The organism is Tardiphaga sp. GW821-FHT12E02 (assembly GCF_058807155.1).
Genome location: NZ_JBXAQK010000001.1, coordinates 1,691,302 through 1,703,973, shown reverse-complemented (window position 1 = coordinate 1,703,973; position 12,672 = coordinate 1,691,302). Strand labels below are relative to the sequence as shown.

13 protein-coding genes are annotated in these 12,672 nt (G+C 61.2%); 7 read left to right on the top strand and 6 right to left on the bottom strand.

The window, feature by feature from the left end:
- Window positions 1-52: 52 nt before the first annotated feature.
- On the bottom strand, window positions 53-1,273 hold the full coding sequence (locus tag AC1RQ5_RS08035) for an amino acid ABC transporter substrate-binding protein (RefSeq protein WP_398480220.1): 1,221 nt from the start codon (window positions 1,271-1,273) through the stop codon (window positions 53-55).
- Window positions 1,274-1,431: 158 nt separating this feature from the next.
- On the opposite strand from AC1RQ5_RS08035, the gene AC1RQ5_RS08030 reads away from it, so the two are divergent.
- Complete coding sequence (locus AC1RQ5_RS08030) at window positions 1,432-2,334, top strand: LysR family transcriptional regulator (protein WP_493198116.1); 903 nt, start codon at window positions 1,432-1,434, stop codon at window positions 2,332-2,334.
- 1 nt (window position 2,335) lies between these two features.
- Here AC1RQ5_RS08030 and hutX read toward each other — a convergent pair whose 3' ends face one another.
- The 3 genes from hutX to AC1RQ5_RS08015 form a co-directional block, all read right to left on the bottom strand.
- On the bottom strand, window positions 2,336-2,842 hold the full coding sequence (hutX, locus tag AC1RQ5_RS08025) for a heme utilization cystosolic carrier protein HutX (RefSeq protein WP_493198114.1): 507 nt from the start codon (window positions 2,840-2,842) through the stop codon (window positions 2,336-2,338).
- 36 nt (window positions 2,843-2,878) lie between these two features.
- On the bottom strand, window positions 2,879-3,214 hold the full coding sequence (gene hmuQ / locus AC1RQ5_RS08020) for a heme-degrading protein HmuQ (RefSeq protein ID WP_398480213.1): 336 nt from the start codon (window positions 3,212-3,214) through the stop codon (window positions 2,879-2,881).
- 147 nt (window positions 3,215-3,361) lie between these two features.
- The gene (locus tag AC1RQ5_RS08015; RefSeq protein WP_398480211.1) at window positions 3,362-5,716 is read right to left on the bottom strand and encodes a TonB-dependent hemoglobin/transferrin/lactoferrin family receptor; all 2,355 of its coding nucleotides are present in this window, start codon (window positions 5,714-5,716) and stop codon (window positions 3,362-3,364) included.
- A 256-nt stretch (window positions 5,717-5,972) separates the two neighbouring features.
- Here AC1RQ5_RS08015 and hemP point away from each other — a divergent pair, with 256 nt between their 5' ends.
- The 6 genes from hemP to AC1RQ5_RS07985 all read left to right on the top strand — a co-directional run bounded on the left by hemP (window position 5,973) and on the right by AC1RQ5_RS07985 (window position 11,055).
- Entirely contained in the window at window positions 5,973-6,167 is a 195-nt protein-coding gene (gene hemP / locus AC1RQ5_RS08010) for a hemin uptake protein HemP (RefSeq protein WP_398480209.1), read from the top strand.
- The gene (locus AC1RQ5_RS08005) at window positions 6,164-7,144 is read left to right on the top strand and encodes a heme/hemin ABC transporter substrate-binding protein (protein WP_493198111.1); all 981 of its coding nucleotides are present in this window, start codon (window positions 6,164-6,166) and stop codon (window positions 7,142-7,144) included. Before hemP ends, AC1RQ5_RS08005 begins: the two co-directional genes overlap by 4 nt.
- Window position 7,145: 1 nt before the next feature.
- Window positions 7,146-8,243 carry a FecCD family ABC transporter permease gene (locus AC1RQ5_RS08000; protein ID WP_493198109.1) on the top strand — a complete coding sequence of 366 codons (1,098 nt, stop codon included), beginning with the start codon at window positions 7,146-7,148 and terminating at the stop codon, window positions 8,241-8,243.
- A complete protein-coding gene (locus tag AC1RQ5_RS07995; protein WP_493198107.1) occupies window positions 8,240-9,058 on the top strand; it encodes a heme ABC transporter ATP-binding protein in 819 nt (272 codons plus the stop codon). Before AC1RQ5_RS08000 ends, AC1RQ5_RS07995 begins: the two co-directional genes overlap by 4 nt.
- A 129-nt stretch (window positions 9,059-9,187) precedes the next feature.
- Window positions 9,188-9,553, top strand: a complete 366-nt coding sequence (locus tag AC1RQ5_RS07990) for a response regulator (RefSeq protein WP_398480235.1) — start codon at window positions 9,188-9,190, stop codon at window positions 9,551-9,553.
- 137 nt (window positions 9,554-9,690) lie between these two features.
- Window positions 9,691-11,055 carry an FAD/NAD(P)-binding protein gene (locus AC1RQ5_RS07985; protein WP_493198106.1) on the top strand — a complete coding sequence of 455 codons (1,365 nt, stop codon included), beginning with the start codon at window positions 9,691-9,693 and terminating at the stop codon, window positions 11,053-11,055.
- A 6-nt stretch (window positions 11,056-11,061) separates the two neighbouring features.
- Here the strand turns inward: AC1RQ5_RS07985 and AC1RQ5_RS07980 are convergent, their stop codons facing one another.
- A complete protein-coding gene (locus AC1RQ5_RS07980; RefSeq protein ID WP_493198104.1) occupies window positions 11,062-11,835 on the bottom strand; it encodes an ABC transporter permease in 774 nt (257 codons plus the stop codon).
- The gene (locus AC1RQ5_RS07975) at window positions 11,832-12,653 is read right to left on the bottom strand and encodes an ABC transporter ATP-binding protein (protein WP_493198103.1); all 822 of its coding nucleotides are present in this window, start codon (window positions 12,651-12,653) and stop codon (window positions 11,832-11,834) included. The genes AC1RQ5_RS07980 and AC1RQ5_RS07975 overlap by 4 nt, the downstream gene beginning before the upstream one ends.
- Window positions 12,654-12,672 lie beyond the last annotated feature (19 nt).

Here is a 12,672-nt window from a genome sequence, read left to right as displayed (position 1 = left end):
GAGCCAAGTGAAGAAAGAACTGGATTGCTTCGCTGCGCTCGCAATGACGACATCAATTCACGCCGAGCTTGAAGTCGCCCTGCTTGATCGCTTCAGGAAACAGCACGATCGGCTTGCCACCCTGGATCTGGAAGACCGGCGGTTCGAGCGAGTTGATCTGGCCGTTGGCACCGAACTTGACCGGACCCCAGAAGGTCACGACATCCATCTTGGCAAGTTCATCACGCACCTTGTCGCGATCCAGCGAGCCGGCCTTTTCGATGGCCATCTGGAACAGCGCGCCACAGACCGCTGCCGATGCATGGGCATAGTCCGGCTCGGCCTTGTACTTGTCCTTGAACAGTTTCACGAAATTCGCGGTGGAGCCGAAGATATCCTTGCCGTCATATTTTTCGGCCGGATGCCACCAGGAAGCGCTCGAGATATTCTCGGCAGTCGGGCCTGCGGAATCGATGAACTCCTGATAGGCCGGGCCGGCGATCATGGTCACGACGCCAGCCTTGATCTGCTGGTCGGCCATCTGCTTGCGAACGAGCAGAAGATCATTGGTATAGCCGGTGACAAAGATCCACTGCGGCGCCAGCGACTTGATCTGCGAGAGCGTCGCCGAGTGATCGAGCGTGTTGATGGCGTATTTCTCGAAATAGACGACTTCGAGCCCGTTCTCCTTGGCCGACTTCTCCATCTCCTGCGCGATGGCGAGCGGGAACAGATCGTTGCGTGCGAGGATCGCAACCTTCTTGACGTCAGCAGCTTTCGCCTTGACCAGCTTGGTCAGCGGCGTGGTCAGCGTGTCATTCGGGGTGAAGGTGCCGAACAGATATTTGTAGTTCTGGTCATAGACCTGCACCGACGACGCCGTCGCGGCCAGCATCGGCATCTTGTATTTCTCGGCGATCGTGCTCGCAGCTTTTGCAGCGCCCGAACCGAACGGGCCGAACATGAAGTTCACCTTCTCCTGGGTGATCATCTGTTCGGTGGTCTGCACCGAGCGCGGCGTGTTCGACTGGTAGTCGGAATAGACGATCTCGACCTTGTATTTCTTGCCGCCGACATTGATGCCGCCCGCCTTGTTGGCCTGCTCGGCCCAGAGATCGTAGCCCTGCTGCTGCTTCACCGCTTCCGGCGCGAGCGGTCCGGTGATCGGCAGCGGCGCGCCGAAGCGGATGACATCCTGGGCCGAGGCGACCGTGGTCGCCGCGGCGAAGCCGGCCACCGCCAGCGCGAGAGAGGCTGAAATGCGTGTCGGGAAGGCAGACCGGAGGCGAAACATTCACGTTCTCCATCAGGGACGGTGACTTTGACCTGACGGAAAGACTGTCAAATTTAGATATCGAATAAAAGCATTGAATTTCGACGCAGCCGATCTGAAAATCAGAACCCTAGCCAGTCCCTGCCGCCGCAGCGGGCACGCCGCGAGAGGGCCGCCTGATGATCGAATCCACTGCCATCCGCTATTTTCGCGTGGTTACCGAATGCGGCTCGATCAAACAGGCCGCCGCAGCGCTGCGGATTGCTCCGTCCGCCATCAGCCGACAGGTGCAGGGGCTCGAGGAAGAACTGGCCGTCAAACTGTTCGAGCGCGGCGCACGCGGCATGAACCTGACCGATGCCGGCCATGTGCTCTATCGCTATGCAATAGAGAACCGCAGCCAGCTGGAGGGCCTGCGCAGCCAGGTCGAGGAATTCGCATCGCTGCGTCGCGGCCAGGTGAAGATTGCAACGGTTGAGGGCATGCTGTCGGACTTCCTGCCGGGTGTCTTCACCGATCTATCGCAACGCTATCCCGGCATCGCGCTGTCCGTCACAGCTGTCGGCTCTCGCGATGTGGTGGAGCTGGTCGGGCAGAACGACGTCGATCTCGGCCTGATCTTTGGTCGCGCCAACCGGCGCGACCTCAACGAACTCGGCCGCATGCGGCAGCCGGTCTGCCTGATCGTCTCGCCCAGGCATCCGCTGGCAGGTCAGCCGTCATTGCGCATGAAGGATCTCGCAGGCCTGCGCGTGATCCTGCCCGACACGTCATTCGGCATTCGTCAGGAGCTCGACAAATCCTGCGCACAGGCGGGCATTCAATTGGACATGTGCAGCGAGACCAATTCGCTGGCCTTTACCCAGACCATCACGGCACGAACCGATCTGGCGACCTTTCTGCCAATGGTTTCCGCCATGGGATCGATCAATGCGGGCCACCTGATCGCAGTCCCGCTGCGCGACAAGCGGCTGGAGGCGACCCAGGTCACCCTCGTCCAGCTCGCGGCACGGATCGCCTCGCCTTCGACCCGGCTCGTGGCCGAGATGCTGATGGCGCGGATGAAGGAGCTCGACGATTGATTCAGGCTGCGATCTTCGCCGCCAATGCATGAAACCGCGCGAGTTGGTCAGCCTTCAGCGCCCGTGTCTCATCACGCCCGACAAAGACCTTGAACATCACGCCCCCGTCCACATTCAGGAAGGCGACGAAAGCCGAGGACTTGCCCATGAACGGCCGCTCGACAAAGGCGACGCCGCCGCAGCGTTCATGGCGCAGATGGCCGTGCAGGCCCTTCGGCTCGGTGAGATTATAGTAACCGTGGCCGAGGCTGCCGGGCGACAGCGGCGCCGTGGTTTCGAAGATGCCGTCGTCGGTATGGACGATCAGCGTCACCTCGCCCCATTCGGCGATGTCCTGCATCGCGCTGACGAACGCATCCGCACCGCCGCCAATCTTCACCATCTCCGGCGGCAACGCCTCGATGACCACACGCGGCGTGACGCCACGCTCGCGCGCGACGGTTTCGATCACGGCGCCGGGATTCTCCGCCATATGAGCCTTGAGAGCGGCGACATCGGCATTCGACATGAGGAACTCCGTGATCGATCGTGAGGCGCAGCGCGATCAGGCTGCTTTGCTGTTCTTCTCGGTCTGGATCACCTCGAAGCCCTCGAACTTCGGATGGCCAAGATACAGGCTCGCACCTTCCGACTTGTTGTCGGCGCGCGCATGCGCCTTGCGGAACTGCTCGGACTTGGTCCAGTTCTCGAAATCCGCCTTGGCCGCCCAGACCGTGTGCGAGGAATACAGCGTGTGATCCTCGGCCACCGGCCCCTTCAGCAGATGGAATTCGACAAAACCCGGCAATTCGCTGAGATAGGATTCACGCGATGCCCAGATGTTCTCGAAGGCAGACTCCGAGCCGGTTTTGACCTGAAAGCGGTTCATGGCGATGAACATGGGTTTTCTCCTGATGATCGGCTTGTCTAACCCAAGACTACTAGCCGTTTTGTGATGCTGATCAAACATGGAAGAAGCCGCGTCGGGACATCGACGCGGCTTCGGAGGTTTTGATCAGGCCGCAGCAGCCGTGATCATCCCTGATCTTCAGCCACCGAAGTGGTACTTCAGACCGCCCTTGAACACGATGCCTGCACCGGCGCTGGCCCACAGCACGTCGTTCTGCGCGAGGCCGGAGCCGAGATCGGGACCAGGAACGGCATAGGGACGATAGTAGGAATTGAGCAGGTTCTCGATCGATCCCGTCACCGTCAAATTCGGCGTCGGCTTGGCGGCAACATACAGATTGACGAGGTCATACGATGTTGCCGCGATGCTGCCCGCCGGAAGGTCGGTATTCGCCTTCACCGATGTCCACATCATGGAGAGCGTCACGGTGTTCTCGAACAGGCGCACGCCAGCCGTCGTCGTCACCTTCTGCGACGGAATAGTCAGAAGACCGACATTCGTCTGCGTGTTCTTGCCTTCCTGGAAGCTGGCCGACACGCCGACGAAGTACGCGCTGGCGTCGTACATGGTCTCGACTTCCACGCCCTGGATGCGGGCATTGGGGATATTCTGATATTGATAGTAGGTGGTCGGGAACAAACCAGGGACCGGCGGGAAGCTGTTGAAGGGTGCCCCCGTAAACAGCGTCGGATTGATGTAATCCTCGATGTCGTTGCGGAAGACATTGACCTTGCCGCGGAACGTGTCGCCGGCGACAAACAGGCTATCCTTTTTGATATTAAGACCGAACTCCTTGTTCTTGCCGACTTCGGGACGCAGCGCCGTATTCGGAATGAAGCAGAAGTAACCGCGGGTGCCGTCGGCGCAGCGATTGAAGTCACCGGCGCCGGTGCTGGTTGCCACATGCGCGCCGGAGATTAGCGATTCCGTGATGGACGGCGCGCGGTACCCTTCAGCATAGCTTACATAAGGCGTGATGACGCCTGTTGGGAGCAGGCCCACCGTGATCTTTGGCGAGAGACGATCGCCGCTCGTGCTGCCCAACACCGACGAGAGCGTGTAGTTATCGTAGCGAAGCGCACCCACGACCTCCAGCAGCGAGGTGTAATTGGCCTTCCACTGCACGAAGCCACCGGTGACGGTCCGTTCGCCACCTGGGGTCGTAATATTGGAATTGCCGTGCGAGTCGGAAGTCTTGACCTCGTCGCGGAAGCCGTCCGCGCCATAGGTCAATGCATGTCGCCAGTCGCCGAACTCGAAGCGAGACGTATTGTGCACGTCGAAGCCGAACGTATCGATTTCGTATCCACGCTGGTCGCCGACACAGCCCGTGATGTTATTTCCGAGGCCGACACCGACGCAATTTCCAAGCGCAGTCGTGCCGTTATGCGAGACCTTCACCTGGTTGTTTTCAGTGCGGTTCCAGTAGACCTTGGCATCCCAGTCGAACAGCTTGTCGTCCGGCTGCGAATAGGTCCACCCCAGGGTGGTCATATAGTTCTTCACATTGGTAGCGAAGACAGACGTACCGGTGCCAATGGCACCGCCTGCCGAATTAGGCAGACCGGCGCGACGTGCCGGCTGGCCGACATTGTAGATGTCTTGCTGGATGACGGTACCGAGCTTGACCTCGTGCCCGTCAGCGGGACGAATGGTCAGTTTGGCGAGACCGCTCGACAGCCTATTCCAGGTGTTCGAGACCTCGACGCCGCTGCCGTCGCGATAGTTTTCCTGGGTCGAATAGGTGCCGCCGGCGAAGAAGTCGACATTCGGGTTGATGCGCACACCACCGAAAGCCGAATTCATCGAGCGCGCAGTATTGCTGCCGAACACCGTGTTGACGTCAACGCCCCAGACCTCGCCAGGACGCAAGACGTCCTGAATATCCTTTGTACGGAACGACGCGACACCACCGATGGCGCCGGATCCGTAGATATTTGCAGTCGGGCCGCGTGTGATGTCGATGCCGCCAATCAATTCTGGGTTGAGATAGAACGAGCCGTTGGCGAAGTGGCCGGTGCGTTGATAATTCTGACGGGCACCATCAACGACGACCGCGACGCGGCCAAAATCCTGCAGACCGCGGATATTGATCGAGGTCGACGGCTCATCGCCGCGATCCTGCAGCCAGACACCGGGCATGTTGTAAATGAGATCGCCGACGGTCGAGGCCTGACGCCCCTGGATCTGCTGCAGCGTGACAACGCTGACCGGAGCCAGCGCGTCGATCGCGCGCTCCTGCGTCTTCGATGCCGTCACCGTGATTTCATCGAGGGATTGCGTGGTCTGGCGCCCGACCTGGGCATTGGCATTGCGCACGGGCTCCGGGAAAACGGCCTGCGGCGCGGCCACTCGCTTCTTCTTCGGCTTTGGCTTCGCCGGCTGCACGGTCTCGGCCGTCTGCGCAAATGCGACCTGCGCGCTGAACGTCCCCAAAACCACGACCGACACGCCCAGCAATAAGGCGCACTTCGTCCTGCCCGCGAGAGCCATGAAAACTTCCCCAAGTAAAAAAGACGATGATCTTGGCTGGCTGACGCTGCACAAAAGGCAGGCTTGCTGGCTCGCGAACGCATATGAGTCGGTGGCCCCCGCCACCAAACCGCCACTTTCGATTAAGGGTCTGTTACGAAACGGTCAACCGATCGCCCGGCTGTTTACATTGATTATAGACTGCAACGCTTGGCGATGCCGGGCGTCGAAACCTATAACTGCCTGACGACTTTCATCGACCGGGCAGATTGACACGATGGACACGGGTTCTCACGACGGCCGCAATGCCGCTGGCATCAAAGCTGAAGCGCAGCGCAGCATCTTCGTGAATGGCGACCGCATGGACAGCAAAGAGCTCTTTGCCGACCAGCGCGAATTGCTGATCACGCATGGCGAGGACACCTATCGGCTGCGCCTGACATTCCAGAACAAGTTGATCCTAACCAAATGACCGCCTCACTGCGCCCGCGCCGTGGCCTCCTCACGCGCATGCTGCAATGCGCAGCGCTGAGCGGCTGCCTGGCTCTATCGGCTGCAGCGGCGGCTGAAGATGTCGTCATTCGCGACGCCCGCGGCCGCGATGTCACCATCGGACACCCGACCCGCATCGTCTCGATCGGCGGGGCCGTCACCGAGATCCTCTACGCACTTGGCGCCCAGGACCGGATCGTCGCCATCGACACCACCAGCCTCTATCCGCCACAGGCGACGGCTGACAAACCCAATGTCGGCTATATGCGGCAACTTTCGGCGGAAGGCGTGCTCGGCCTTAACCCGCAGCTGGTGCTGGCGATTGCCGGCTCCGGACCGAAAGAAACCATCGACGTCATCGATGCCGCCAAAATTCCGCTGATCCTCGTGCCTGATGCCCATTCCGAAGCCGGCATAATCGAGAAAATCCGGATGGTGGCGAAGGTCACCGGGCTGGAGGCACGTGGCGAATGCCTCGCCAGATCCGTCGAGGCCGATCTTGCTTCGCTGCGCAATCTGCGCGCCAAGGTGACGACACCGCCGCGTGTGATGTTCGTGATGTCCTTTGTCGATGGCCGCGCCATGGTGGCCGGACAGAAGACGGCCGCTCACGAGATCATCAAGCTGGCAGGCGCCGTCAATGTCGCTGACGGTTTCGATGGCTACAAGGTGATGAGCGACGAGGCGATCGCTGCCGCCCGGCCCGATCATATCCTCTCCATGGAGCGCAGCCGGGACGCGGTTCAGGCGGATGCGATCTTCGCCAGTCCCGGTTTTGCATTGACTCCGGCGGCGAAGAGCAAGAGCTTTGCCGCCATGGATGGTCTCTATCTTCTCGGCTTCGGCCCGCGTACTGCCGCCGCAGCGCGCGATCTGGCGCTCAAGATCGATCCGGCGCTGTCGAAAGACGCCGCCGCATTCCAGCCGGCCGCGCCGACCGCCAATTGCCGCCAGTGACATGAGCCTCGCCGAGATCAAGCCGAGCGCCTTTGTCCGGGCCAAGGGACATGTGCGACGGCCGTCTGCCCTGCTCATCGTCAGCGGTCTCGTTGCCTTCCTGTTGCTCACCACCGTTGTTGCCACCACGATCGGCGCAGCCGGCATTCCCGTTGCGCGCCTGCCGGCCGCACTTGGGCTCACAGCGCCCGGTGCCGGCGATGCGTTTCATGCCCGCGATCAATTGATCCTGTGGTCGATCCGCCTGCCGCGTATTGCCGTGACGGCCATGATCGGCGGCATCCTTGGCGCGGCCGGCGCCATCATGCAGGGGCTGTTTCGTAATCCGCTTGCAGATCCGGCGCTGGTCGGCGTCTCCAGCGGCGGCGCCTTTGCCGCAGCCAGCGCCATCGTGATCAGCGATAGCCGCTATGCCGTCCATCTGCAGTTCATGCAGCCGGTCCTGCTGCCGCTTGCAGCCTTTCTTGGCTCGCTGCTCACCACCATCATCCTCTATCGGATCGCCACGCGCAGCGGCCGCACATCGATCGCGATCTTCCTGCTCGCCGGCCTCGCGATTGCGGCCATCGCCAATGCGGGCATCGGCCTGCTCGTCTTCATCGCCGACGACCGCCAGTTGCGCGACATCACCTTCTGGCTGCTCGGCTCGCTCAGCGGCGCCACCTGGAGCAAGGCGGCAACCATCGTGCCGGTATTCGCCATCGGGCTGATCGGGATGGTCTTCATCCATCGTGGCCTCGATGTGCTGATCCTCGGCGAATCTGAAGCATTTCACTCAGGTATCGATGTCGAACGCCTCAAGCGCACCTGCATCGTCATCATCTCCGCCATGACCGGGGTCGCGGTCTCCGTCTGCGGCGTGGTCGGCTTCGTCGGCATCGTCGTGCCGCATCTGTTGCGGCTGATGATTGGCCCCGGCCATCGCCTCCTACTCCCCTCATCGATCGTGCTCGGCGCCAGCCTGCTGGTCGGCGCCGATACGCTCGCCCGCACCATCGTGGCCCCCGCTGAAATGCCGATCGGCATTCTCACCGCGGCAGTTGGTGCTCCAATCTTCCTGCTCATCCTGCTGCGCCAGCGCGGATTGGTGGGGCTGTGACGGCGCTGCTCACAGCATCCGGCGTTTCGCTGTCGCTCGGGCAAGCGACATTGCTCCGGCATGTCGATCTGTCGCTCCGCAGCGGCGAAATGGTCGCGATCGTCGGCCCGAATGGTGCTGGCAAATCAACCTTGCTGCGGTTGCTGTCCGCCGACCTGCGCCCGTCGCGCGGCACGGTCGCGCTGAACGGACGCAACATCGACGCGTGGTCGCCTTCAGATCTCGCTCTGCAACGCGCGATGCTGTCGCAGCACATCACGGTCAGCTTCCCCTTCACGGTCGAGGAAGTCGTTCGCATGGGGCGCGGCAATCGTCCGCTTGCAGCGACGCAAAAACTGATCGACGACGCGATCGCCGAAGTCGGTCTCGATGCATTCCGGCATCGCGAATTGCCGACACTGTCCGGCGGCGAACAGCAGCGCGCGCATTTTGCCCGTATCCTCGTGCAGCTCGCGTGCGGTGAGGCCGCGCGCGGCCCCGGCGTGCTGATGCTGGATGAGCCGACATCGAGCCTCGACCTCCGTCACCAGATCGCATTGGTGGAGACATCCAAACAACGCGCGCGTAACGGCACGGCAGTTATTGCCGTGTTGCACGATCTCAATCTCGCCATCCGCTTCGCCGATCGCATCATCGTCATGTGCGATGGTGCTATTGCCGCAGAAGGCACGCCGAGCGAAACGATCACGAGTGACGTATTGCGGCGCGTGTTCCATATCGATGTTGCCGTTGCTCAGTCTGACAACGGAACACCCTATCTGCTGCCGCAATCGATGCAGGCGATCACGGCATCAGAGATCCGGATCGCGGATTGAACCACGCGCATATCGGCCATCCCGCTGCAAACATGCCAGCAATATTGCTTGCGGGAACCCTGCCTTATTGATGAACTCCAGATGAATTGGCGCATTGCCCTCCTGTCGCAACAACCACGGAGGTTCCCCATGGGATATGCACACCGGTCAACTGCATTGGTGGTCGAGAACGACGAGGCGCAACGCACGCTCGTCAGCCTGCTGCTCGAAGAAAGCGAGATGGACGTCATCGAATGCGAGAGCGCGGAGGCTGCCGTGCTCGTTCTCGAAGAATCAGGCGACAATGTCTCGATGGTCTTCACCGACGTCGAACTCGCGGGCATGATGGACGGCATCGAACTCGCTTATCTCGCCAAGCAGCGTTATCCGAATCTGCAAGTCGTGGTCACGTCCGGGGCACCGCGTGTTCGCAGGCTCCCCGACGGCACCCTCTTTATGGCCAAACCCTGGAGCCCGATTGACGTCTTGCGGGCTGCCGAGCAATCCCTGCATTGAAGTTGAGCACATCATCCCTCACGCGATCCGGATAGCTGTCGTGTGGGGGGCTTGTGCAGGGATAGCGCCACGTGGAATAAATCGGCTCCCTTGACGCCACTAAAGAGCCGATCATTCTTTTACAACACAACAACGCATTGATACCGAATGCTGGGCGATGGCGTGTCGCCATTGTCGGTGGAGGCGTTGCGGGTTCACTCGCAGCAATCGCACTTGCAACCATCCCGCGGATCGAATCCATCGCGATTTTCGATCGAGACGCTGCATTTGGCCGCGGCCTTGCCTATTCCGCCAAGTCGCCGTGGCACCGCATCAATGTTCCCGCCTATAAAATGGGCGGCGTCGGTGCAGAGGACGCGGAGGGCTTTGTCGATTGGCTCACCGCGACCCAACAGGCGGACTGGCGCGACTATTCAGACTCGTTCGTGTCGCGCTCGGTTTACGGCGACTACATCGCCGCGCAACTCTCTGATGTTGTCGCGCGCGGCCGAGCCGCCATGCGGACCGATGTCATCACGCATATCAGCCGCCAACAATCTGCATATGAATTGACGAATGCAGCCGGCGATCGCCAGACATTCGATCTGGTCTTTCTTTGTCTCGGCAATCCGCCACCGTCGCCATTTCCTGGTATTGCGCCGTCATCGCGCTCGATCACCGATGTCTGGGCACCAGGAGCGCTCGATCCGATCGGCATGAATGATCGCGTGCTGGTGATCGGCACCGGTGCGACAGCCGTCGATGTGGTGATCGACCTGCATCGTCGCGGCTTGCAGCAGCCCATCGCCATGATCTCGCGGCGCGGATTGCTGCCGCTCATCGATGCGCCGAGCCAGACCGATCCTGCCCCTCTCGAAACGTGGCCCGAACCAACCACGCGCGGCATCTTTGCACGTTTGCTCGCGGATGCGCGACGCAAGATGGCGGCCGGCATTCCGTGGCAGACATCGGTCGATACGTTCCGGTTGCAGATCGCCCGCTTGTGGACAGATGCGTCGCAGGATGAACGTGAGCGCTTCTCACGCCATCTGCGCGCGATCTGGCTGGTACACCGACATCGGCTTGCGCCGGATGTCGCAACATTGCTGAACCAGTTGCAGAGCGAACAACGTCTCACCGTGCTGGCTGGCCGGATCGTCAAGGCACAGGCAACACCGACGGGCTATGACCTGAAGCTTCGTCGTCGCGGCGGACAATCGTTGGAGATGACGGCCGACTGGATCCTGAACTGTACCGGCCCCGAAGAACGTTACGATCGCATCGACAATCCGCTGGTCAGATCCCTGCTTGCGACTGGCATCGCCCGGACTGGCAATAACGGCCTCGGGCTGGATGTCGATACGACCTGCCAGATCAAGGATGGTTCGGGGACTGTTCAGCCCGGACTCTATGCCATCGGTCATGCGACGCGCGGCGCGTTCTGGGAAGTGACAGCGGCGACCAATATCCGTCAGCAGATCCTGCATGTTGCCGATACGCTCAGGCAGACGGCGAGCTGTTAGCCCGCCTCAGCCCTTGCGCCACGGCACGATCACACGCTCCAGCATGTCGAAGCCCGCATTGAGCAGGAAGCCGATGATCGCGATGACGAACAGGCCGACATACATGGTCTGGACGTCGAACAGCTCCCAGGCATTCCAGATCATGTAGCCGAGGCCGCTCTTGGCGCCCACCATCTCGGCGATGGCGATCAGCACCAGGCCCATGCCGGCGCCGAGCTTCACGCCGGTCATGATCAGCGGCAGCGCGCCGGGCAACGCCACAGTGCGGAACATGTTGAAACGACTGGCGCCAAAATTGTGCCCGACATCGAGAAAGATCGGCGCGATCTGGCGCACGCCGGCCGCCGTATTGATCACCACCGGATAAAAGACACCAATCGCAACCATGGCGATCTTCGAACTTTCGCCGAGCCCGAAGATGAGCAGGATCAGCGGCAGCAGCGAGCTTTTCGGAATGGGATAGGTGGCCGAGATCAACGGATCGAATGCCGCGCGCACCGGCCGATAGAGACCGATGGCGAGACCGATCACGATCGCCGGTATGCAGCCGACAAAAAAGCCGACGACGAGACGATAGACGCTGGCCGCCAGATGTCGCCACAGATCGCCCGATACGATCATCTCGACCAGATGCCGGATGACGTTCGACGGTGCGGGGAAGAACCGGACATCGACGATCCCCGTGCGCGCGCAAATTTCCCACAGCCCGAGCAGGATCAATGGTGACAGGATGCTGATGACGCGATCGTTCATGAATGGCTTCGATCCCGCGACGCTCATGCACGGCCTCCGGGCTCGCGGCTGCGCGCGCGATCGACTTCCTCGCGTAATTGCGCCCAGATGTCGTAGACCAGTTCGCCATAGGCGGGCGTGTGACGAAGCTCGACCACATTGCGCGGACGCGGCAAATCGACGGGCACAATCGTCTTGATGCGCCCCGGCCCCGCCGTCATCACCATGATGCGATCGCCAAGCGTCACGGCTTCATCGACGCTGTGGGTGATGAACACCACGGTCTTGCGGGTCTCCTCCCAGATCCGCAGCAGCTCCTCATGCAGCAGCACCTTGTTCTGCTCATCGAGCGCCGAGAACGGCTCGTCCATCAGCAGAATGTCGGGATCGTTTGCAAAGGCGCGCGCGATCGAGACGCGCTGCCGCATGCCGCCGGAAAGCTGATGCGGATAGAGGCTTCGCGCGCCATACATCCCGGTCTTGTTCAGGAAATGCCCGACCACCTCGGCAATCCGCGTGGACGGGACATGGCGCATCTTCAAGCCGTAAGCAGCATTGTCCCACACCGTCATCCAGGGAAACAGCGAGTCGCCCTGGAACACCATCGCATTCTGTGGGTGCCCGGGCTGCGGATCGCCGATGCGTATTTCACCGTCGGATGGCGCGTCGAGACCGGCCAGCATGCGCAGCAATGTCGTCTTGCCACAACCGCTCGGGCCGACCACGACGAAGAACGTGCTGGACGGAATATCCAGAGTGATCTTGTCCAATGCCAGTTGCGCGCCATGGCGCTTGGACACGTCCCGCAGACTGATCTTGGGTGCTGCGGACTGATCCAATGACGGCATCGGAGTGATCGCTTGCATCGCCAGGAATCCCTTCAGG

Excerpts from the sequence above, each read along its gene's own strand:
- AC1RQ5_RS08035 (WP_398480220.1), bottom strand. The coding sequence starts at position 1,273 with ATGTTTCGCCTCCGGTCTGCCTTCCCGACACGCATTTCAGCCTCTCTC.
- AC1RQ5_RS08030 (WP_493198116.1), top strand. The coding sequence starts at position 1,432 with ATGATCGAATCCACTGCCATCCGCTATTTTCGCGTGGTTACCGAATGC.
- hutX (WP_493198114.1), bottom strand. The coding sequence starts at position 2,842 with ATGTCGAATGCCGATGTCGCCGCTCTCAAGGCTCATATGGCGGAGAAT.
- hmuQ (WP_398480213.1), bottom strand. The coding sequence starts at position 3,214 with ATGTTCATCGCCATGAACCGCTTTCAGGTCAAAACCGGCTCGGAGTCT.
- AC1RQ5_RS08015 (WP_398480211.1), bottom strand. The coding sequence starts at position 5,716 with ATGGCTCTCGCGGGCAGGACGAAGTGCGCCTTATTGCTGGGCGTGTCG.
- hemP (WP_398480209.1), top strand. The coding sequence starts at position 5,973 with ATGGACACGGGTTCTCACGACGGCCGCAATGCCGCTGGCATCAAAGCT.
- AC1RQ5_RS08005 (WP_493198111.1), top strand. The coding sequence starts at position 6,164 with ATGACCGCCTCACTGCGCCCGCGCCGTGGCCTCCTCACGCGCATGCTG.
- AC1RQ5_RS08000 (WP_493198109.1), top strand. The coding sequence starts at position 7,146 with ATGAGCCTCGCCGAGATCAAGCCGAGCGCCTTTGTCCGGGCCAAGGGA.
- AC1RQ5_RS07990 (WP_398480235.1), top strand. The coding sequence starts at position 9,188 with ATGGGATATGCACACCGGTCAACTGCATTGGTGGTCGAGAACGACGAG.
- AC1RQ5_RS07980 (WP_493198104.1), bottom strand. The coding sequence starts at position 11,835 with ATGAGCGTCGCGGGATCGAAGCCATTCATGAACGATCGCGTCATCAGC.
- AC1RQ5_RS07975 (WP_493198103.1), bottom strand. The coding sequence starts at position 12,653 with ATGCAAGCGATCACTCCGATGCCGTCATTGGATCAGTCCGCAGCACCC.